The 20,573-nt window shown below is 72.5% G+C and carries 18 protein-coding genes; 4 read left to right on the top strand and 14 right to left on the bottom strand.

Annotated elements, in window-relative coordinates; all coding sequences use genetic code 11:
• Positions 1 to 18: 18 nt before the first annotated feature.
• The 7 genes from HNR68_RS16560 to HNR68_RS16590 form a co-directional block, all read right to left on the bottom strand.
• Complete coding sequence (locus HNR68_RS16560; RefSeq protein ID WP_179722141.1) at positions 19 to 483, bottom strand: dihydrofolate reductase; 465 nt, start codon at positions 481 to 483, stop codon at positions 19 to 21.
• Positions 480 to 1,277, bottom strand: a complete 798-nt coding sequence (locus HNR68_RS16565) for a thymidylate synthase (protein WP_179722144.1) — start codon at positions 1,275 to 1,277, stop codon at positions 480 to 482. Before HNR68_RS16565 ends, HNR68_RS16560 begins: the two co-directional genes overlap by 4 nt.
• A 69-nt stretch (positions 1,278 to 1,346) precedes the next feature.
• Positions 1,347 to 1,718 carry an STAS domain-containing protein gene (locus HNR68_RS16570; protein ID WP_246330470.1) on the bottom strand — a complete coding sequence of 124 codons (372 nt, stop codon included), beginning with the start codon at positions 1,716 to 1,718 and terminating at the stop codon, positions 1,347 to 1,349.
• Positions 1,719 to 2,064: 346 nt separating this feature from the next.
• Positions 2,065 to 4,404, bottom strand: a complete 2,340-nt coding sequence (locus tag HNR68_RS16575; protein ID WP_218888326.1) for an ATP-dependent Clp protease ATP-binding subunit — start codon at positions 4,402 to 4,404, stop codon at positions 2,065 to 2,067.
• A 207-nt stretch (positions 4,405 to 4,611) separates the two neighbouring features.
• Positions 4,612 to 4,887 carry a hypothetical protein gene (locus tag HNR68_RS16580; RefSeq protein WP_246330471.1) on the bottom strand — a complete coding sequence of 92 codons (276 nt, stop codon included), beginning with the start codon at positions 4,885 to 4,887 and terminating at the stop codon, positions 4,612 to 4,614.
• A 712-nt stretch (positions 4,888 to 5,599) separates the two neighbouring features.
• A complete protein-coding gene (locus tag HNR68_RS16585; RefSeq protein ID WP_179725126.1) occupies positions 5,600 to 6,253 on the bottom strand; it encodes a phosphoribosyltransferase in 654 nt (217 codons plus the stop codon).
• A 115-nt stretch (positions 6,254 to 6,368) separates the two neighbouring features.
• On the bottom strand, positions 6,369 to 8,120 hold the full coding sequence (locus tag HNR68_RS16590) for an ABC-ATPase domain-containing protein (protein WP_179722153.1): 1,752 nt from the start codon (positions 8,118 to 8,120) through the stop codon (positions 6,369 to 6,371).
• A gap of 219 nt (positions 8,121 to 8,339) precedes the next feature.
• Here HNR68_RS16590 and HNR68_RS16595 point away from each other — a divergent pair, with 219 nt between their 5' ends.
• On the top strand, positions 8,340 to 9,200 hold the full coding sequence (locus tag HNR68_RS16595; RefSeq protein WP_380573687.1) for a lysozyme: 861 nt from the start codon (positions 8,340 to 8,342) through the stop codon (positions 9,198 to 9,200).
• Positions 9,201 to 9,267: 67 nt separating this feature from the next.
• Here the strand turns inward: HNR68_RS16595 and HNR68_RS16600 are convergent, their stop codons facing one another.
• Together HNR68_RS16600 and HNR68_RS16605 are read right to left on the bottom strand one after the other, a co-directional pair.
• Positions 9,268 to 10,413 (bottom strand): LCP family protein, encoded by a 1,146-nt coding sequence (locus HNR68_RS16600; protein WP_179722156.1) that lies wholly within the window; start codon positions 10,411 to 10,413, stop codon positions 9,268 to 9,270.
• Positions 10,414 to 10,591: 178 nt separating this feature from the next.
• Positions 10,592 to 11,842: an aspartate aminotransferase family protein gene (locus HNR68_RS16605; protein WP_179722159.1), complete on the bottom strand. Its 1,251-nt coding sequence runs from the start codon at positions 11,840 to 11,842 to the stop codon at positions 10,592 to 10,594.
• A gap of 109 nt (positions 11,843 to 11,951) precedes the next feature.
• Between HNR68_RS16605 and HNR68_RS16610 the strand changes: the two genes are divergently transcribed.
• Positions 11,952 to 13,433, top strand: coding sequence for an NAD-dependent succinate-semialdehyde dehydrogenase (locus HNR68_RS16610; RefSeq protein ID WP_179722162.1), 1,482 nt, complete (start codon positions 11,952 to 11,954; stop codon positions 13,431 to 13,433).
• A 47-nt stretch (positions 13,434 to 13,480) separates the two neighbouring features.
• Here HNR68_RS16610 and HNR68_RS16615 read toward each other — a convergent pair whose 3' ends face one another.
• The 4 genes from HNR68_RS16615 to HNR68_RS16630 form a co-directional block, all read right to left on the bottom strand.
• Positions 13,481 to 14,173: an FCD domain-containing protein gene (locus HNR68_RS16615; RefSeq protein WP_179722165.1), complete on the bottom strand. Its 693-nt coding sequence runs from the start codon at positions 14,171 to 14,173 to the stop codon at positions 13,481 to 13,483.
• Between the two features lie 14 nt (positions 14,174 to 14,187).
• Complete coding sequence (locus HNR68_RS16620; protein WP_446692587.1) at positions 14,188 to 14,937, bottom strand: maleate cis-trans isomerase family protein; 750 nt, start codon at positions 14,935 to 14,937, stop codon at positions 14,188 to 14,190.
• A 175-nt stretch (positions 14,938 to 15,112) separates the two neighbouring features.
• Complete coding sequence (locus HNR68_RS16625; RefSeq protein WP_179722171.1) at positions 15,113 to 15,871, bottom strand: maleate cis-trans isomerase family protein; 759 nt, start codon at positions 15,869 to 15,871, stop codon at positions 15,113 to 15,115.
• Between the two features lie 13 nt (positions 15,872 to 15,884).
• Positions 15,885 to 16,379 (bottom strand): DUF3830 family protein, encoded by a 495-nt coding sequence (locus HNR68_RS16630; RefSeq protein WP_179722174.1) that lies wholly within the window; start codon positions 16,377 to 16,379, stop codon positions 15,885 to 15,887.
• Between the two features lie 256 nt (positions 16,380 to 16,635).
• Between HNR68_RS16630 and HNR68_RS16635 the strand changes: the two genes are divergently transcribed.
• Both HNR68_RS16635 and HNR68_RS16640 read left to right on the top strand, forming a co-directional pair.
• Positions 16,636 to 17,613 carry a D-2-hydroxyacid dehydrogenase gene (locus HNR68_RS16635; RefSeq protein WP_179722177.1) on the top strand — a complete coding sequence of 326 codons (978 nt, stop codon included), beginning with the start codon at positions 16,636 to 16,638 and terminating at the stop codon, positions 17,611 to 17,613.
• Positions 17,614 to 19,023, top strand: coding sequence for an amidase (locus HNR68_RS16640; RefSeq protein ID WP_179722180.1), 1,410 nt, complete (start codon positions 17,614 to 17,616; stop codon positions 19,021 to 19,023).
• Between the two features lie 87 nt (positions 19,024 to 19,110).
• On the opposite strand, the gene HNR68_RS16645 is transcribed toward HNR68_RS16640, so the two are convergent.
• Positions 19,111 to 20,550, bottom strand: a complete 1,440-nt coding sequence (locus tag HNR68_RS16645) for an aldehyde dehydrogenase family protein (RefSeq protein ID WP_343050188.1) — start codon at positions 20,548 to 20,550, stop codon at positions 19,111 to 19,113.
• Between the last annotated feature and the right edge of the window lie 23 nt (positions 20,551 to 20,573).

Consider the following 20,573-nt stretch of genomic DNA (forward strand, 5'->3'; position numbering starts at 1 on the left):
GAGGGCGGACCCGTCAGGTCAGCGACCGTTCCAGGTCAGGAACCGGTAGTGCAGCCCGGTCGAGGACTCCCGCCACGGACCCACCTCATCCGGCTCCCGCCCCACCTCCGGCGCGTAGGTGTCCCCCTCGAACACCTCCCGGATCTCGGTGACCACCACCCGCTCGGCCAGCGGCAACGCCGCCCGGTACACCGCGGCACCACCGATCACCCACACGTCCCCGGACGCCGCAGCCAACGCCCGCCCCAGGTCGCCGAAGGTCTCCGCCCCCTCCTGCGGGGTGCGGGAGAGCACCAGGTTGCGCCGTCCCGGCAGCGGCCGGAACCGCGGCGGCAGCGACTCCCACGTCCGCCGCCCCATGAGCACCGTGGCGCCCGCCGTCACCTCCCGGAAGTGCTTGAGGTCCTCCGGCAGGTGCCACGGCATCGTCCCGTCCCGGCCGATCACGCCGTTGACCGACTGCGCCCAGACCAGCCCGATCACACCGCCACCGGAGCCTTGATACCGGGGTGCGGGTCGTAGCCCTCGACCGTGAAGTGCTCGTAGGTGTAGTCGAACAGGCTCTCCGCCGGAGCCAACCGCAACGTCGGGAACGGCCGCGGCTCCCGCGCCAGCTGGGTGCGCACCTGCTGCTCGTGGTTGTCGTAGATGTGGCAGTCCCCGCCGGTCCAGATGAAGTCCCCGACGTCCAGACCGACCTGCTCGGCGATCATGTGCGTCAGCAGCGCGTAGCTGGCGATGTTGAACGGCACCCCCAGGAACAGGTCCGCGCTGCGCTGGTAGAGCTGGCACGACAGCTTCCCGTCGGCCACGTAGAACTGGAACAGCGCGTGGCACGGCGGCAGCGCCATCTGCGGCAGGTCGGCGACGTTCCACGCCGAGACGACGATCCGCCGCGAGTCCGGGTTCTCCCGCAGGGTGCGCAGCACCTCGCTGATCTGGTCGATGTGCCGGCCGTCCGGAGTCGGCCACGACCGCCACTGCACCCCGTAGACCGGCCCCAGGTCACCGTCCGGCGCAGCCCACTCGTCCCAGATCGTCACCCCGTGGTCCTGCAACCACGTCACGTTGGAGTCCCCGCGCAGGAACCACAGCAGCTCGTAGGCGATCGAGCGGAAGTGGACCTTCTTCGTCGTGATCAGGGGAAAACCGTCGGAGAGCCGGTAGCGCAGCTGGTGACCGAAGATCGAGCGCGTTCCCGTCCCGGTGCGGTCGTCCTTGCGGGCACCCGTCTCGAGAACCAGGCGGAGAAGATCTTCGTACTGCGTGTCCGGCATGTCCCCGAGCCTATCGAGCGGTCCCGGGCCGCCTCACACCCGCCGACCGGCACGCTGACCTCGAGGCGCTCAGCCGCACGCCTCGTCGATCGCCTCCGCGGCGTTGTCCCGGCACGCGAACCGCTCCCGCAGCGCCACGACCGACAACAACCGCAGCACCGCCCCGGTGCCCGGGACCACCCACAGCCCCACACCGCGGTGGTCGGCACGCCGCTGCACGTGCAGCAACAGCTCGACCGCAGCACTGCTGGCGAACGACACCTCGGACAGGTCCAGCACCACCGACCGCAACGCCGCCGCGGTCAACCGCTGCCGGATCAGCTCCGTCAGCCTCGGCACCGTGGCCAGGTCGATCTCACCGCCGATGCGCACCACCACGACACCCGGAGCGGGCCACTCCACCGCCAACCGCAACGCCGCCGGGCACTGGTGCCCGACCATCGGGTCCGCCGGCGCCCGCGGCGCGACGATCGCAGGGCCGCTGCCGGCCCTCGCGACCGGACGCATACTGGATCTGGAGACGATCACGCTACCTCCCCTTGGTTCCGCGCATCGACGGTCCGACTTCGGCCACGGGCCCAGAACTCGTCCGCTCTACGCAAGAGGTGCGCCGTGGTGCCTGCTCAACCGCAACTCCCACCGTAAGAGCCACTGGCCGACCCAACAAGGTCCACCACGTTCGTGTGACAGGCCCGCCGTGACCCACCACCCCCAGCAGTCACCAACCCCCCTCAAGGACACCCAACCCCCAGAGGCGCCAGGGGCACCGACCACGGCGCGTGACCACCTAGCCGAACACGCTGTGCCGCTGCACCGGTTCGCCGACCACCTCCAGCGGCTCGCTCGGCGCCGCGTGCCGCCCACCCGAGACCGGCTCCCACACCCGCGAGACCACCAACGACAACTCGTCGCCCACCACGTCCACCGACACCTGGTCCCCCGCCGACACCGTTCCCCCCAACACCATCGACGCCAACCGGTTGTCCAGCTCCCGCGCGATCACCCGCCGCAGCGGCCGCGCCCCGAACTCCGGCTGGTACCCGCGCTCCACCAACCAGTCCAACCCCGCGTCGGAGACCACCAACCGGATCCCCTTGGCCTCCAGCTGCTGCGCGGTCCGCTCCAGCAACAGCGACGCGATCCGCCGCAGGTGCTCACCCTGCAACGGCCGGAACACCACCACGTCGTCGATGCGGTTGATGAACTCCGGGCGGAAGAACGCCCGCAGCTCCTCCAACACCACCAGCGCCGACTCCCCCGCATCGGCCCCCGCGTCCACGATCCGCTCCGCCCCGATGTTCGAGGTCATGATCACCACGACGTTGCGGAAGTCGACCAGCCGGCCCTGCGCGTCGGTCAACCGCCCCGCGTCCAGCACCTGCAGCAGCGTGTTGAACACGTCCGGGTGGGCCTTCTCCACCTCGTCCAGCAGCACCACCGAGTACGGCTGCCGCCGCACCCGGTCGGTCAACTGCCCGGCCTCCCCGTAACCCACGTAGCCCGGCGGTGCCCCCACCAGCCGCGACACCGTGTGCTTCTCCTGGAACTCCCCCATGTCCAACCGCACCAACCGCTGGGCGTCCCCGAACAGCGCCTGCGCCAACGCTCGCGCCAGCTCCGTCTTGCCCACCCCGGTCGGCCCCAGGAACAGGAAGCTGCCGATCGGCCGCTCCGGGTCCGCTAGACCGGCCCGCGCACGCCGCACCGCCTCGGCTACCGACGCCACCGCCGCGTCCTGCCCCACCACGCGCGACCGCAGCTGCTCCTCCAACCCCAGCAGCCGCTCCACGTCCGCGGCACTGACGTCGGCCACCGGGATCCCGGTCCGCGACGCCACCACGTCGGCCACGTCGTCGGCCACCACCGTCGGCTCGAACACCGCCGACTCGCGCACCTCACCACCGCGCCGCAACCGCACCCGCGAACACGCCTGGTCCAGCAGGTCCACCGCCTTGTCCGGCAAGAACCGGTCCGTGATGTAGCGCTGCGACAGCTCGGCCGCCGCCGCCAGCGCCGAATCGTCGATGCGCACCCGGTGGTGCTTCTGGAAGCGCTCGCGCAACCCCTCCAGCACCACCACGGTGTCCGCCACCGACGGCTCGGCCACCATGATCGGCGCGAACCGGCGCTCCAGCGCCGGGTCCTTCTCCACGTGCTTGCGGTACTCCTCGACCGTCGTCGCCCCGATCAGGCGGATCTCGCCGCGCGCCAACGCCGGCTTGAGCATCGTGCCCGCGTCCATCGAGCCCTCACCGGCCCCGGCGCCCACGATGCTGTGCAGCTCGTCGATGAACACCAGCACGTTCTCGCGGTTGGCCCGGATCTCGGCCATCACCTCGCGGAACCGCTGCTCGAACTCACCCCGGTACTTCGCCCCGGCCACCATCCCGGCCAGGTCCAGCGACACCACCCGCACGTTCGCCAGCGACCACGGCACCGCGCCCTCGACGATCCGCCGGGCCAAGCCCTCCACGATCGCCGTCTTGCCCACCCCGGGATCACCCACGAACACCGGGTTGTTCTTCGAACGCCGCCCCAGCACCTCGATCGCCTGCTCGATCTCGGCGTCCCGGCCCACCACGGGATCCAGCCGGCCGGCCCGGGCCAGCTCGGTCAGGTCCAGCCCGAACTCGTCCAACCGCGGCGTCACGCTCAGCACCGACCCAGCCCCGCCCCCGTCGCCCAACTCGATCGCCCGCGCCAACGCCCGGCCCGCCACCGAATCCGCGTCCGCCGCCAGGCCCAGCACCACGTGCCGCGCCCCGACCACGTCAGCACCCTCGCTCAACGCCTGCTGGTAGGCCCCCAGCAGCGCCCGTCGCGCGGCCGAGGACAGCACCGGCCGCCCCTCCCGCGGCAGCTGCTGCCCGAGCACCGCCGACCGCACCGCCGCAGCCAGCTCCTCCACCCGAACCCCGGAGGACACCAGCAGCTCCGCCGTCGCCGGGACCTGCGTCACCGCCCACAGCAGGTGGGTGCTGTCCAGCTCCCGGCTGCCCCAGTCCACAGTGGCGCGAACCGCCTTCGACACCACCTCGTGCGCCTGCTCGTCCAGCAGCGAACCCAACGTCAGCGAGCGCTCCGCCGCCGCGGCCCCGTCCGCCCCGGAGAACACCTCGCTGAACAACGAATCGAAGGCGGCAGAGGAATCTCCGGCACTGCCGCGAACCACAGGGCACCTCCACACCCACACGCACCGGCCCCGCTCGCGCACCCCCAACACCGGTGAGCGGCGAACCGGCACAACTCGATCACCGCAGCCGCGATGCACGCACCAACATACTGAGCAGCCCGGCCTCGCCGAGCACACCCACCCCGCCGGCCGGGCCGCCGGTCAGCTCGCGCGCTGCTGCGCCTGCTCGATCGCCTCCGCCAAGCGGGTCAGCTCCTTGCCGATGTGCGCCAACCGCTCGGACATCACGCTCGCGTGCCCCGAGAGCGGGCCGACGTGCCCCGCGGCCCGCAACCACTCCGTCACCCCGCCGAGCCCGGTGGACATCCCCTCCACCGTCAGCGAGAACCCGCGCATGACCTTCTCGATCTCCTCCACGCTGTGCGGCACCGACGGGTCCCACAACCGCTCGCCCAGCGCCACGGTCGCCTCACCCACCTGCCAGGCGACCTCGGCGGAGTACCCCTGCTCGCTGGCTTCCTCGCCCCGTCTCGCCCCCGCCCGGCGAGGAGGCGCGTGCCTGCCTGCCTGCGACGGCGTGCTCTCGGAATGTCCAGCGGAAGTCATAGCGACCCAATCAACCCGAAACCGTTGCCCAACTCCACCCCGACGCGCCCGAAGCCCCCCGACCGGTGGCCGGCGACCACCCGTTCCGCAGGCTCCCGCGGCGCACGAGCAGGGTGCCGCTGAGGTTATCGCGTCGGGGCCGGAGTTGGTGAGGACCAATCCGCAGGATTCTTTTCGTTCTGCACTGAAACCAAAGAGATCGATGAAATCCATGACGGCGGCCGCCCAGGCCACCCGGCGGCCGGGACACGAGTCCCCCGGAGGCTCCACAGGAAGCCCTGCTCACACGGGGTCCCGGCGATCACGCCACCGGCTCGGCCCTCCTCGCGCGAACCCCCGCGGGCGGTGCCACGACCCGGCTCCCCCGCCGTCGACACCCCCGGACGTCGAGGTCGCGGAGAGCTCTGAGGGTCCTCTCCCCTAGCTCTGACCGTGCCTCTGAGCATTCAAGTTCAGTCGACACTGAAGCGACAAAGCACTGTGAAACGTGCAGTCCGTGCGATCCGGACGTCGGCGGGGTCGTGAGTGCGAACGCCGCCTCCAGGCGGTCTACGCACTCACGACCCCGGGACCAGGCGGGAGGTCAGTCGGACTCGGCGAGGACGTCGCGGATCTCCTCGTCCGTGGTCGGCCGGAAGTCGCGGTACCACTGCCCCACCGCGGCGAAACCCACCGGCTGCAGCACGCAGACCACCACGTCGGCCTCCGCCCGCAGCGCGGCCACCGAGTCCGGCGAGCCCACCGGCACCGCCAGCACGACGCTGCGCGGCCCGGACTCGCGCAGCATCCGCACCGCGGCCCGCGCCGTCGCCCCCGTGGCCAGACCGTCGTCGACCAGCACCACGTCCCGCCCGGCCAGCGACAGCGGCTCACCGCGCTGGTACAGCCGCTCCCGGCGCCGGGCCTCGGCCCGCTCGCGCTCGCAGGCGGCCTGCAAGGTCTGCTCGTCGAGGCCGAACGAGCGCACCAGCTGCTCGTCGAAGCTGGCCGGGCCCTCGGCCGTCACCGCACCCACCGCCAGCTCCGGCTGGCTCGGGGCACCGATCTTGCGCGCCACGCACACCCGCAGCGGCGCGCCGAGCGCGCGGGCGACCTCCGCGGCGACGGGCACCCCACCGCGGGCCAGGCCGAGCACGACCGGATCGACCAGTTCCAACCCGCCCAACCGCTGGGCCAGCACCCGCCCGGCGTGCCGTCGGTCGGCGTAACCGGTGGTGGTTCGTTGCGGGAATCTCATGCGAGGCATCGCTCGCCTCCCGTCCGCCGCGCACCGGCGCGGCAGCGATCGAGCAACTCCGCTCACCTCGATGATGCCTGCCCGACGCCGCCCGGCGAAACCCCGCCCACCGGGCTCAGGTGCGGAAGCCGGCGACCTTGAGCACGCGCAGCCGGTTCAGCGCCGCCGCCAGCTCGAAGGGGCGCGGCACCGCGAAGTCGCCGACGTGGTGCTCGTCCACCGCGGCCACCCCGCGCTCGGCGACGTCGGCGGCGAAGGCCTGCAGCACCTCGGCCACCGTCCGCCTGCCGTCCAGCACGCCCCGCCGGGCGCAGCTGACCAGCGCCAGCCCGATCCCGGTCACCTGCGCGGGGTCCACCAGCTGCTCCACCCCGCGCAGTTCCACAGTGGACTCCCCGAGGGTCAGCGCGTCCACGCCCCGGGCCCGCACCTTCGGCCGGTCAGTGGGGATCGACCGCGGGTCCACCACGCGGTGGCGCACCGGCGGGAACGACTCGGCCTCGGCACGCCGCCCGGTGGGGCGCGCAGCCAGCTCCCTGGCCCGCTCGGTCACGTCGCGCGCGTGGTAGGCGTCGAGCATGACCACCTGGTCGGCGACCTCCATGTAGTCCCCGGAGCCGCCCATCACCAGCACCGTCGAGACGCCGTGCTCGGCCCGCAGCGGGCGGATGAGGTCCACGAACGGTGTCAGCGGCTCGGCGGACTTGGCCACCAGCTCCTGCATCCGGGCGTCGCGGATCATCAGGTTCGTGGCCGCGGTGTCCTCGTCGACCAGCAGCACCTTGGCCCCGGCCTCCACCGCCTCCACGATCGCCGCGGCCTGCGAGGTCGAACCCGAGGCGTTGTCGGTGGAGAAGTCGGTGGTGTCGGCGCCGGTGGGCAGGTGGCTGACGAACGGGCTGACGTCGACCCGGTGCACCCGCCGCCCGTCCTCGGCGCGGATCTTCACCGTGTCCTCCCGGCACACCACCAGCTCCCGGCCGTCGCCGGGCACGTGGTCGTAGACGCCGAACTCCAAGGCGCGCAGCAGTGTCGACTTGCCGTGGAACCCGCCGCCGACGACGAGCGTGATCCCCTCCGGGATGCCCATGCCCGTCACCCGGCCGCGGTTGGGCAGCTCCACCTCGACCCGCATCGACTCCGGCGACTCGAACGGCACCCCGTCCTGCAGCGGCCGGTCGTCGACACCGCTGCGCCGCGGCAGCATCGCCCCGTCGGCCACGAACGCGATCAGCCCCAGCTCCGGCAGCTTCCGGCGCAGCGCGTCGGTGTCCTCCACCGACTCCACGAACTCGCGCACCCGCGCCTGGTCGGCCGTGGCCCACCGCAGCGCCACCTCGACCGCCTCGGGCAGCTCGTCGCACAGCGCCCGCTCGGCCTGGCGGCCGTCGATCGTGCGGCCCCGCCCCGGCAGGTCGATGCCCAACCGCAGCACCACCTCGCCGTCGACCACCTGGCAGGCGGAGCGGTCGAGCACCTGCTGGCGGCCGGCGTCGACCCGCAGCCTGCTGTCGCGCAACCGCCGGTGGGCGGCCCGCACCAGGTAGCCCGCCAGCGCGCGGGCGCGGACCGGTCCGCGCCACAGCTCCTCCGGGAACCCGGCCACCGGAGCGGGCACGCGCACCTCGCAGCGGCTGGCCGGGGCGAACGGGTCGGGCTGCACGCGCTGCACCTCGAGGGTGAACCCGTCGAACGACCACCGGCCGCGCAGCGACTTGTAGCGGCCGTAGCTGGAGCCGTGCATGGAGCGCAGCTCCTGCCGCAGCGCGTGCTCGTCCCCGCGGTCACCTCCGGCGGAGCCGCGGTCGTCCGGCCGCCGCCGATACCCCTGCCGCCCCGGTCCGGGGCCACCCGTTCGTCGTGCCATGCCCGAGACCTACCTGACCTCGTCGCGATTCTCCAGTCGGGAGACCTGCGTCACAATCGCCCACTGTGGACCGGTCGGGACGGGACGGACCGGCGCGTCGGAGCACGGCAGGGTCCGCGACACCGGGTTATCCTCCGATCGCCAGAAGATCCCCACGCCCCGCCGGTCCAACGGCCCGGCTCCGGTCGACGTTCACGCGTCGGTGAGGAGGCGAGTTCAGTGCGACGTCCGTTCGGCAAGCAACACCGGCGCTCCCGCACCCCCGGACGTCCACGTAGGACGTCCAGGCTGCTGGCCGCGCTGGTCACGGCGGCCACCGTGCTCACGGGTACCGCGCACGCCGCGCCCGAGAGCGGCCGCAGCGCCCCGCTGCTCGACCCGCAGGACCCCAACGGTGCCTGGGCGGGCTACAGCGTACCGGGCACCCGCAGCACCCCGGCGCCGCAGGTGCCCAAGGGCGCGGTGTCCGGAATGGACGTCAGCGGCCACCAGGGCGATGTGGACTGGGCGCGGGCGTGGGCCGACGGTGCCCGCTTCGCCTACGTCAAGGCCACCGAGGGCACCGGGTTCCGCAACCCCCACTTCGACCAGCAGTACCGCGGCTCGCACGCGGTCGGCATGGTCCGCGGCGCCTACCACTTCGCGCTGCCCGACCGCTCCAGCGGTGCTGAGCAGGCCCACTTCTTCGTCGACAACGGCGGCGGCTGGTCGAAGGACGGCACCACCCTGCCGGGTGCGCTGGACATCGAGTACAACCCCTACGGCGACGGCTGCTACGGGCTGGACCCCGTGGCGATGTCGCGGTGGATCGCCGACTTCTCCAACACCTACCACGCCCGCACGGGCCGCTTCCCGGTCATCTACACCACCACCGACTGGTGGAACCGCTGCACCGGCGCCAACCCCGACTTCGCGCCGAACAACCCGCTGTGGATCGCCCGCTACGGGCCCCAGGCCGGCGAACTGCCCGCCGGCTGGGACTACCAGAGCATCTGGCAGCACAGCGACCGGGGACCGCTGCCGGGTGGGCAGGACACCTTCAACGGCAACGCCAACCAGCTGCGGCGCTTCGCCTCCTGATCGTCCCTCCCAACGGCGGTGCGGGCCGCTCCCGAGGACTCGGGGGCGGCCCGCACCGTGTCGTGGCTCACTGCTCGAGCAGGTCCGGTGGGATGGGCTCGTCGTTGGCGATCGCGTCGAACATGCGCGAGGCGTCGTCGGAGTCCCAGACGATGACCGAACCGCCGTTGGCGTCCCGGCCGAACCGGCCGAACGGCACGCTGGTGGTCACGCCCTCGCCGCCGCTGATGTCCCCCAGCGCCAGCGCCAGCGACGCCAGGTGCCACAGGTGGTCGCCGTCGTTGACCAGGAACGTCTTGCTCGCCCCGGAGGCCAGCGGGAACAGCCGGAACGGGTTGAGCAGCGTGGCCGGGCTGGTGGCCTGGTCGACCAGGGCTCCCAGCAGCTTGCGCTGGTTCTCCGCGCGCTCCAGGTCCCCGCCCTGCAGCGAGTAGCGGGCCCGGACGAAGCCCAGCGCGGTCGGCCCGTCCAGCGTCTGGCAGCCGGCCTCCAGGTGGACGTTGGCCATGTCGTCGTTCATCGGCTCGTCCAGGCACATGTCCACCCCGCCGACGGCGTCGACCAGGTCGGCGAAGCCACCGAAGCCGATCTCGGCGTAGTGGTCGATGTGCACCCCGGTGGCTTGCTCCACGGTCTGCGCCAGCAGCTGCGGACCGCCGAAGGCGAACGCGGAGTTGAGCTTGGTCTTGCCGTGCCCGGGGATGGACACGTAGGAGTCGCGGGGCAGGCTGATCATCGCCGGCTGGCCACCGCCGTCGGGGATGTGCACCAGCATCATGGTGTCGGTGCGGCGCCCGCCGGCGTCACCGGCCGAGAGCTCCTCGCGCTGGGCGTCGTCGAGGCCCTCGCGGCTGTCCGAGCCCACCAGCAGCCAGTTGCTGCCCGCCGAGTCCGGCGCCTGGCCGCCGAACTCCAGCGCGGCGGTGCGCTGCAGGGTGCTGTCGAAGTAGAGCACCAGGCCGCCCAGCAGCAGCACCAGCACGACCAGCGTGACGCCGATGCGCCGGCCCCAGCGCTTCGTGCGGCGCGGTGGGCGGGGTGGCGGGCCCTCGTTGACCGGCGGCCGGTGCCCGCGCCGAGGCGGCGGTGGGGGCGGGCGGTGCCCCGCCCGGGGCCGGTCCGGGCCCTGCTCGCGGAAGCCCCGGTAGTAGTCGTAGCCACCGCCTTGCGGTCTCCGGCCTCTCGGCTGCTGATCAGCCGACCAATCGCTCATGCTCACACCTGCGTCGGTCCAATGCGGGTGCGTCCCGCACGCGGTCGATCGTCGGCGTGCAGCATCCCAGACCGGGGGCCGCCAGGCAGCCCCCGCTACCGAACGGTGACCGTCGAACCGCCGTTTGGGCTGGTGGTGGGTGCGAGTCCCAGCTCACACCCACCACCGACACCGCTGGTCAGACGGCGGCGGCGACCGCCTCGCCCCACAGCCGGAGCGCCTCGTCGACCTGGTCGGCGGTGACGACCAGGGGCGGGATCATCCGCACCACGTTGCCGTGCGGGCCGCAGGTGAGCAGCAGCAGCCCGCGCTCGGCCGCGGCGGCGTGCGCGCGGGCCGCGGTGGCGGCGTCCGGGGTGCCGTCGGCGCTGGTGAACTCGTTGGCCAGCATCAGGCCGAGACCGCGCACGTCGCCGATGACCGGGTGCTGCGCGGCGACCTCGCGCAGGCCTTCGCGCAGCCGCTGGCCCTGCTCGGCGGCGTTCTCCACGAGCTTCTCGTCGCGCACCACGTCGAGGGTGGCGATGGCGGCCGCGGCGGCCACCGCGTTGCCGCCGTAGGTGCCGCCCTGCGAGCCGGGCCAGGCCTTGCTCATCAGCTCCTCGGGGGCGGCGATGGCCGACAGCGGGAAGCCGCTGGCCAGGCCCTTGGCGGTGATCAGGACGTCCGGCCGGATGCCGGCGTGGTCGTGGCCCCAGAACCGCCCGGTGCGGCCCACACCGGTCTGCACCTCGTCGACGATGAGCAGGATGCCGTGCCGGTCGGCGCGCTCGCGCAGCCCGGCCAGGAACTCCGGCGGGGCGGGGATGTAGCCGCCTTCGCCCAGGACGGGTTCGACGATGATGGCCGCGGTGTCGCGCGGGGAGCTGACGGTGACCAGCAGCTGGTCGAGCTCCGCCAGGGCGAACCGCACCGCCTCGGCCTCGCTGCAGCGGTGCCGGTAGGGCTCGGGGAACGGGGTGAACACCACGCCCGGCATCATCGGCCCGATGCCGGCCCGCACCTTGGTGCCGGAGCTGGTCAGCGCGCCGGCGCCCATCGTGCGGCCGTGGAAGCCGCCCTGCATGGCCACGACGTTCTGCCGTCCGGTGGCCTGCCGCGCCAACCGCACCGCGGCCTCGACCGCCTCGCTGCCGGAGTTGACGTAGAACAGCCGGTCCAGCCCCTCGGGGAGGACCTCACCGAGCCGTTCGGTGAGTTCGAGCAGCGGACGGTGCATGACTGTCGTGTACTGGCCGTGGATCAGGGTACCCACCTGGCGCTGGGCCGCCTCGACGACCCGCGGGTGGCAGTGCCCGGTGCTGGTCACCCCGATCCCGGCGGTGAAGTCCAGGTACCGCCGGTCCTGCTCGTCGTAGAGGTAGACGCCTTCACCGCGGGCGGCCAGGACCGGCGTGGCCTGCTTGAGCACCGGCGAGAGCTCAGCCATGATCGTCTCCAAGCGTTGTGAAAATGTAGGATTGTCGACAATCTCGGTTGTCATGCAACCATCACCGAGCGTCGCTGTCCACCGTCCGAGCCAGAAGGGTTCGCGTGTCATGACCATTTCCGCCCCCCAGCACCCCCGAGAGGCCACCGTCGTCGACGCCGTCCCCAAGCAGCTGTTCATCGGCGGCAAGTGGCGCCCGGCCGAGGCTGACCGGACCTACGAGGTGGAGGACCCCTCCACCGGCCGGGCGCTGTGCTCGGTGGCCGACGCCTCCCCCGACGACGGGCTGGCCGCGCTCGCCGCCGCCAGCGAGGCCCAGGCGCGCTGGGCCAAGCACCCACCCCGCGAGCGCGGCGAGATCCTGCGCCGCGCCTACGAGATCATCATGTCCCGGCACGAGGACCTGGCGCTGCTGATGACCCTGGAGATGGGCAAGCCGCTGACCGAGTCGCGGGCCGAGATCACCTACGCCGCGGAGTTCTTCCGCTGGTTCGCCGAGGAAGCGGTGCGCATCGGCGGCGACTACGCGGTGGCCCCCAACGGCTCCGGCCGGTTCCTGGTGATGCGCCAGCCGGTCGGCCCGGCGCTGCTGATCACCCCGTGGAACTTCCCGCTGGCGATGGGCACCCGCAAGATCGGCCCGGCCATCGCCGCGGGCTGCACCTCGGTGATCAAGCCCGCCCACCAGACCCCGCTGTCGATGCTGGCGCTGGTCGAGGTCCTGCAGGAGGCCGGGCTGCCCGACGGCGTGCTCAACGTGGTCACCTCGCGCAGCGCCGGGCAGCTGATGGAGCCGATGATCCGCGACGGCCGCGCCCGCAAGCTGTCGTTCACCGGCTCCACCGCGGTGGGCCGCAAGCTCATCGAGCAGTCCGCCGACCAGGTGCTGCGGGTGTCGATGGAACTGGGCGGCAACGCGCCGTTCCTGGTCTTCCCCGACGCCGACCTCGACGCCGCGGTCGACGGCGCGATGCTGGCCAAGATGCGCAACGTCGGCGAGGCCTGCACCGCGGCCAACCGGTTCTACGTGCACGCCGACGTCGCCGAGGAGTTCTCCCGGCGGCTGGCCGAGCGGATGGCCGGCCTGCAGGTGGGCCGCGGCGTCAGCGACGACGTGCAGGTGGGCCCGCTGATCGACGACGCCCAGCTGAACAAGGTCACCGAGCTGGTCTCCGACGCCGTCGAGCGCGGCGCCGAGGTCGTCACCGGCGGGGCCGCCGCCGACGGCGAGGGCTACTTCTACCAGCCCACCGTGCTGGCCGACGTGCCCGTGGAGGCCCGCCTGAGCCGGGAGGAGATCTTCGGGCCGGTCGCGCCCATCACCACCTTCACCGACGAGCAGGCGGTCATCGCCCAGGCCAACGACACCGAGTACGGCCTGGTCAGCTACCTCTACACCCGCGACCTGCAGCGCGCGCTGCGGGTCTCCGAGGAGCTGGAGACCGGCATGGTCGGGCTCAACCAGGGCATCGTGTCCAACCCGGCGGCCCCCTTCGGCGGGGTCAAGCACTCCGGGCTGGGCCGCGAGGGCGGCAAGGTCGGCATCGACGAGTTCCTGGAGACCAAGTACGTCGCCATCGGCGGTCTGTGACCGGCACCGGTCGGTGGTGCGCGCCGGGCGCACCACCGACCGGCCGCTCAGCTGGCCATCGACCCGTTGAGCCGCTCCAGCGCGTCGGTCATGTGCGCTTCCAGCCGGGCCAGCAGCAGCTGCTCGTCCCCGGCCTCGATCGCGTCCACCAGGCCCTTGTGCTCGTCGACCAGGGCCTGCACGTCGGCGTGGTACTTGTCCTGCAGCGCGGTCAGGCACATCCGCTTCTCCACCAGCAGGGTCTGCGCCATGCGCTGCAGGCGGGCGCTGCCCGAGACCCGCACCAGGGTCTCGTGGAACTCCTGGTCGGCGTCGGCCAGGGCGATCGGGTCGCCCTTGCCCGCCGCGGCGACCATCCGGCTCTGCGCGGCGGTCAGCTCCGCCACCGCCTCCACCCGGTGGTGGCGCACGATCTGCTCGCACGCCGCGCGCTCCACGGCCAGTCTCGCCAGGTAGATGTCGTGGACGTCCTGCTCGTCGAGGTCCATCACGAACAAGCCGCGGTGCGGCTCGCTGCGCAGCAGCCCTTCGGCGACCAACCGCTGCATCGCCTCCCGGAGAGGCCCCCGGCTCACCCCCAGCCGGGCGGCCAGTTCGGCCTCGCCCAGCTGGCTGCCCGGCGGCAGCGACCCGTACATGATCGCCGCGCGCAGCTGGTCGGCCACGATGGCCGCGGTCGACTTGCGCTGCACCGGCTCCAACTCACCTGGCTGCTGGTTCTGCTCGTAGGCCCCGAGCACTGAACACCAACTCCCTAACCCGGGGAGCCACTGCGCTCCCCGTCCGCTCCTCGGCGGAACAGCTCTCCCATTCCGTCGCGCGCCTGCCGCGCACCGGCCAGCCGCAACGCCTCCCAGGCGCTGACCTGGTTGGCGGTGAGCACCGGCTTGCCCAGTGCGTCCTCCAGCTCGTCCAGCCACGCCGCGGTGTGCAGCGCGGTGTCGGGCATCAGCAGCGCATCGGCCCGGTCGTCGTCGTTGGCCTGGGCGAAGGCCAGCACCTCGTCGCGTCCGAGCGTGCCGACCTCGGCGGCGGTGATGATGCCCCGGCTGGACAACCGCACCACCTCCAGGTCGCCGGCCTGCAGGAACTCCGCGAACCTCGCGGCCACGTCGGCCGGGTAGGTCGCGGCCACCGCGACCCGCCGCAGGCCCAGCCGTGCGGCGGCGTGCACGAACGCGAACGAGGTGCTGGAGGTGGGCAGCCCGGTGACGGCCTGCAGCTTCTCCACCTGCTCGCGCGCGCCCTGCCAGCCGAAGACGAAGCTGCCCGACGTGCACGCCCAGATCACCGACTGCACGCCGTGCGACAGCAGCTCACGGGCCCCCTCGGCCAGGACTTCGTCGGAGCCGATGTCCAGCAGCGCGTCCACCCGGTGCGCGTCCTCGCGCATGAGGGTGTGCACCAGCGGGAGCCGGACGTCGTCACCGAGCAGGCGTTCGAGGACCGGGTAGTCGTCTTCGGCGCTGTAGCCGGGGTAGAGGATCCCTGCGGTGTGCGGCACGAGGTGCTCCATCCTTCTCGACGTCGGATCGTCACCGCCGCGAACCTTCAGGCGACCGGTCGATTGTTGACAATCTTAACGCACGGTTCGCCGCGGTCATGTGCTCGTGATGCAATCTTTGCGTTTCGCCACAGCCGGAAGGCCCGCCCCGCGCGACGAGCGCGCGGGCGGGCGATCACGCGGCAGGCGCGTCCACGGCCTGCAGCAACCGCTGCTCCGGAGCCACCGGGCGCAGCCCCATCATGCGCAGCGCGGCCCACAGGGTCACCTGGTTCGCCGTGAGCACCGGCTTGCCCAGTTCCTGCTCCAGCGGGCCGATGATGTCGTAGGTGGGCAGGTTGGTGCAGCTGATGAACATCGCCTCGGCCTCCGGTCGGTCCGCCGAGCGCACGATGTCGACCACCTGCCCGTAGCCGACCTTCCAGATCTGACCGAGGAGCCCCAGCCCGACGCTGGCGACCACCTCGATGCCGTACTCGCCGAGGAAGGCACGCAACCGGTCGGTCACGCTGACCACGTACGGGGTGGCCACCGAGATCCGGGTGATGCCCAGCGTCTGCAGGGCCTGCACCAGCGCACCGGAGGCGGTCACCGCCGCCGGTGCGCCGGCCTGCAGCATGACCTCGACCAGCGCCCGCTCACCGGTGGCCCCGTTGACGAAGCTGCCGGAGGTGCAGGCGTAGGCCACCACCTCCGGTTCCGGGACCAGCAGGTCGCGGGTCGCCCCGTGCACCGACGCCTCGTCGGAGACCAGGTTGGCCTGTTCCACGGTCACCGGCACCGGGACGAACGCGGTGCGCGTCAGGTACAGCGACACCTCCGGCGGAACCCACCGCCACAGCTCGCGGTCCAGCGCGAGGTCGAAAGGAGCGATCACGCCCACGCCGCGCTGCGGCTGCGGGCCGGACACCGCCCCGAGGAAGTCAGGCGGCATGCGGCGGCTCCCGTCATCCCTCGTAGCGGTCGTAGCGCAGGGTCTCCCCGACGCTGCCGGAGCGCCACACGTCGTTGCAGGCCTCGGCCATCCGGTCCAGGCCCTCGACGATGGTCGCGTAGACGTTGCCCGGCACCCAGCCGACGTCTCCGTTGAGCAGCAGGTTGTTGCGCCCGTAGAAGATGGCCAGGTCGATCACGCCTGGCAGCTCGTGGATGCCCTTCTCCTCCTTGAACGCCCGGTCGAGCATGCCGCCGGGGAAGGAGAAGTAGACGACGTCCCCCGGGATCGGGGTGACCGTGGGGTTCTCCTGGCCGGGTTCCTCCTCGGCGAACCGCGGCACCATCGTGTAGACCTCGTTGCGGGCGTACTTGGCGTGGTGCACGGGCCCGACCTGCGGGAGCGCCTGCCACACCGCTTCGCACGTCCGGGGGGCGTCCTTGTCCAACAGCTCGGCCACGCACGACACACCGCGCTTTTCCAGCGTGATCGACAGGTACCTGGGCATCGTGGATCTTTCCGTTCGCAGGAGTGGGGTGACTGGTGGTGCATCTCCTCCGGTCCCGGATCGAGCGGGCGGTCGTCACCTCGTCCGCCGAGGGTACCCGTGGATTGTTGACAATCCTACGAGCGCTCCATAGCGTGTCAATGCCTCCGGCCGAGTGTGCTTTCCCAGGCCTGCGGCGGGAAATCTGCCCGTAACGCGCCACGCCCACGCCCCACGGCGTCGGGCGCCCGGACCCACGAGCCCCTAAGGTCGGCACATGATCAACCGCACTCCCACCGTCGTCGCCCTCCACGGCGGCACCCCACCCGCGGAGCTGGAGCGCATCGGCGACCACGCCGAGCTCCGCTACGCCGAGGCCCACGAGCTGCCCACCGCGGTGGCCGGCGCGGACGTGCTGTTCGTCTGGGACTTCCGCTCCGGGGCGATCCCCGACGCCTGGCCGCACGCCGACGCCCTGCGGTGGATCCACTCCTCCAGCGCCGGGGTGGACCGCCTGCTGTTCCCCGCCCTGCGCGACTCCGAGGTCGTGCTGACCAACTCCCGCGGCGTGTTCGACCAGCCGATGGCCGAGTACGTCCTGGCCACCGTGCTCACCTTCGCCAAGGACATGCACACCACGCTGCGGCTGCAGGACCGCAAGCAGTGGCAGCACCGCGTCACCGAACGCATCGCCGGCAAGTCCGCGCTCGTCGTGGGCACCGGCCCCATCGGGCGCGCCATCGCCCGCCAGCTGCGCGCCGCGGGCCTGCGCGTCTCCGGCGCCGGGCGCACCGCCCGCGCTGAGGACCCCGACTTCGGCGACGTGCACGCCTCCGACAACCTCGCCCACGTCATCGGCGCCTTCGACTACGTCGTGCTGGCCGCACCGCTGACCGAGCAGACCAAGGGACTGGTCGACGCCGAGGTCCTCGCCCACTGCCGCCCCAGCGCCCGGCTGGTCAACGTCGGCCGCGGGGAGCTGGTCGTGGAAGCCGACCTCGTCGCCGCGCTGCAGGCCGGACAGCTCGCCGGGGCCGCGCTGGACGTCTTCGAGACCGAACCGCTGCCGGAGAGCTCGCCGCTGTGGGGGATGCCCAACGTGCTCATCTCCCCGCACATGTCCGGCGACACCGTCGGCTGGGTCGACGAGCTCGTCGACCTGTTCCTGGCCAACCTGCGCGCCTACGCCCAGGGCGAGCAGCTGCGCAACGTCGTGGACAAGCAGCGGGGATACCCCAGCGGAACGGAGAGTTGAATGGCCGACACCCAGCCCGCCGACCTCACGGCCCCCGACCTGCTCGCCGCCTACGCCGCCGGCGAGCTGTCCCCGGTGGAAGCCACCGAGGCCGTCCTGCAGCGCATCACCGAGGCCGACCCGTCCGTCAACGCCTACTGCCTGGTCGACGGCGAGCGGGCGCTGCAGCAGGCCCGCGCCTCCGAACAGCGCTGGCAGCGTGGTGAACCCGCCGGGCGGCTGGACGGGGTGCCGACCTCGATCAAGGACATCTTCCTGACCCAGGACTGGCCGACGCTGCGCGGCTCCCGCACGATCGACCCGGACCAGCGCTGGACCGTCGACGCCCCCACCGTGGCCCGCCTTCGGGAGCACGGTGCGGTGTTCGTCGGCAAGACCACCACCCCGGAGCTGGCGTGGAAGGGCGTCACCGACAGCCCGCTGACCGGGATCACCCGCAACCCCTGGGACACCTCCCGCACCGCAGGCGGCTCCAGCGGCGGCGCCGCGGCGGCCGTCGCGCTCGGCATGGCGCCGCTGGCCATCGGCACCGACGGCGGCGGGTCGGTGCGCATCCCCGCCGCGTTCTGCGGCATCGTCGCGCTCAAGGCCACCTACGGCCGCGTCCCCCACTACCCCGCCAGCCCGTACGGCACGCTCGCCCACGCGGGGCCGATGACCACCACGGTCACCGAGACCGCGCTGATGCTCGACGTGCTCTCCGGGCCCGACAGCCGCGACTGGTCGGCGCTGGAGCCGCCCACGAGGTCCTACCTGGACGGCCTGGAGGACGGGGTGCGCGGGCTGCGCATCGCGGTCAGCCTCGACCTCGGCTTCGGCACCGAGGTGCACCCGGACGTCGCGCGGGCCGTCACCGACGCCGCCCGCGCCTTCGAAGAGCTCGGCGCCGTGGTCGAGCAGACCGACCCGGGCATCAGCGACCCGGTGGCGGACTTCCACGTCCTGTGGTTCGCGGGTGCGGCCAAGTCGATCGAGCACCTCACGCCCGAGCAGCGCGAGCTGCTCGACCCGGGACTGCAGGAGATCTGCCGCCAGGGCCTGACCTACTCCGCGCAGGACTACCTGGAGGCCACCAACACCCGCATGCTGCTCGGGCAGCGCATGGGCGCCTTCCACGAGACCTACGACCTGCTGCTGACCCCGACCGTGCCGATCCCGCCGTTCGAGGCCGGGGTCGAGGTGCCGCCGGGGTCGGGCGCGGAGCGGTGGACCAGCTGGACGCCGTTCACCTACCCGTTCAACATGACCCAGCAGCCCGCCGCGAGCGTGCCCTGCGGGCGCACCGGCGAGGGACTGCCGATCGGGTTGCAGATCGTCGGTCCGCGGCACGCCGACGCCACGGTCCTGCGCGCCGCCCGCGCCTTCGAGCACGCCCGCCCCTGGCACCGCGCTCCTCACCCGACCAGATGAACCCGACGAGGTGGAGGGCACCTCGCACCCACCGGGTTGGCGAGAGGTGCCCTGCACTCCTCACCTCATCGAGCGGCGGGGTCGTGGTCAGTCGTCGTCCCAGGCGGACATGACGTGCTTGATGCGGCTGTACTCCTCCAGCCCGTAGCGGCCGAAGTCGCGGGCCGAGGCCGAGTGCTTGAAGCCGCTGTGCGGCATCTCCGCCGCCAGCGGGTGGTGGGTGTTGATCCACACCGTGCCCGCCTGCAAGCGCCGCGAGACCCGCATGGCCCGCCCGTGGTCGCGCGTCCACACGCTCGCCGCCAGCCCGTAGCGCACGCCGTTGGCCAGCTGCACCGCCTCGTCCTCGGTCTGGAACCGCTGCACCGTCAGCACCGGCCCCAGCAGCTCGTTCTGCACCAGCTCGTCGTCCTGCTCCACCCCGGCGACCACCGTCGCCTCGTGGAAGAAGCCCCGCTCGCCGCGGCGGTTGCCGCCGGCGAGGATCTCCGCGTGGTCGGGCAGCCGGGCCAGGTGCGCCTGCACCAGCTCCAGTTGGCCGAGGCTGTTGAGCGGGCCGAACGCGGCGTCGGGGTCCTGCGGCGGCCCCGGGCGCATCTCGCGCGCCCACCGCACCAGCTCGGCCAGCAGGTCCTCGTACACGCCCGGTCCGGCCAGCACCCGGCTGGCCGCCGTGCAGCTCTGGCCGGCGTTGCCGAACGCCGCCACCGCGATCCGCCGGGCCGCGCGCGCCACGTCGGCGTCGTCGAACACCACCGCCGGGGCCTTGCCGCCGAGCTGCAGGTGGGCGCGCTTGAGATCGGCCGCCGCCGAGCCCGCGACCTCCATGCCCGACCGGACCGTGCCGGTGATCGAGAACATGCCCGGCACCTCGTGCGCCACCATGGCGCGGCCGCTGTCCCGGTCGCCGCAGATCAGGTTCAGCACCCCGTCCGGCAGCTGCTCCCCCGCGATCTCGGCCAGGAGCACCGAGCTCACCGGGGTGGTCTCGGCCGGCTTGAGCACCACGGTGTTGCCCGCCGCCACCGCCGGGGCGAACTTGGCCGCGGCCAGCAGCAGCGGGTGCGTCCAGGAGGTGACCTGCGCGCACACCCCGATGGGCTCGCGGCGGGCGAACGAGGTCATCCCCGGCTGGTACTCGCCGGCGGCGCTGTCCTCCTGCACCCGCGCCGCCCCGGCGTAGAAGCGGATCAGGTCCACCGCCAGCGGCAGCTCGTCGTCGCGCACCACCGACCACGGCTTGCCGGTGTTGCGGCACTCGGCCAGCACCAGCTCCTCGGCGCGGTCCTCCAGCGCGTCGGCGACCTCCAGCAGCGCGTGCTGCCGCTGCCGCGGCGTGGTCTGCGACCACGACTCGTACGCCGAGGCGGCCACCGCCATGACCGCGTCCACGTCCATCCAGCGCGTCAGCGGACTGCTGCCGTACTCCTCGCCGGTGCTCGGGTCGACCAGGGGCAGGGTCTCCCCCGCCAAGGTCCCCGCAGGTCCGCCGTCGACGTAGTTGTGCAGTTCCAGCGCCGTGGTCACGACAACCTCCATCGCTGGGCCGA

This window comes from Saccharopolyspora hordei (assembly GCF_013410345.1).
Taxonomy (GTDB): domain Bacteria; phylum Actinomycetota; class Actinomycetes; order Mycobacteriales; family Pseudonocardiaceae; genus Saccharopolyspora; species Saccharopolyspora hordei.

What these genes read in the sequence shown, in the direction of transcription:
- HNR68_RS16610 (WP_179722162.1), top strand. Translation starts at nt 11,952, where the DNA reads ATGACCATTTCCGCCCCCCAGCACCCCCGAGAGGCCACCGTCGTCGAC.
- HNR68_RS16605 (WP_179722159.1), bottom strand. Translation starts at nt 11,842, where the DNA reads ATGGCTGAGCTCTCGCCGGTGCTCAAGCAGGCCACGCCGGTCCTGGCC.
- HNR68_RS16630 (WP_179722174.1), bottom strand. Translation starts at nt 16,379, where the DNA reads ATGCCCAGGTACCTGTCGATCACGCTGGAAAAGCGCGGTGTGTCGTGC.
- HNR68_RS16600 (WP_179722156.1), bottom strand. Translation starts at nt 10,413, where the DNA reads ATGAGCGATTGGTCGGCTGATCAGCAGCCGAGAGGCCGGAGACCGCAA.
- HNR68_RS16640 (WP_179722180.1), top strand. Translation starts at nt 17,614, where the DNA reads ATGGCCGACACCCAGCCCGCCGACCTCACGGCCCCCGACCTGCTCGCC.
- HNR68_RS16590 (WP_179722153.1), bottom strand. Translation starts at nt 8,120, where the DNA reads ATGGCACGACGAACGGGTGGCCCCGGACCGGGGCGGCAGGGGTATCGG.
- HNR68_RS16570 (WP_246330470.1), bottom strand. Translation starts at nt 1,718, where the DNA reads ATGGTCGGGCACCAGTGCCCGGCGGCGTTGCGGTTGGCGGTGGAGTGG.
- HNR68_RS16625 (WP_179722171.1), bottom strand. Translation starts at nt 15,871, where the DNA reads ATGCCGCCTGACTTCCTCGGGGCGGTGTCCGGCCCGCAGCCGCAGCGC.
- HNR68_RS16565 (WP_179722144.1), bottom strand. Translation starts at nt 1,277, where the DNA reads ATGCCGGACACGCAGTACGAAGATCTTCTCCGCCTGGTTCTCGAGACG.
- HNR68_RS16585 (WP_179725126.1), bottom strand. Translation starts at nt 6,253, where the DNA reads ATGAGATTCCCGCAACGAACCACCACCGGTTACGCCGACCGACGGCAC.
- HNR68_RS16635 (WP_179722177.1), top strand. Translation starts at nt 16,636, where the DNA reads ATGATCAACCGCACTCCCACCGTCGTCGCCCTCCACGGCGGCACCCCA.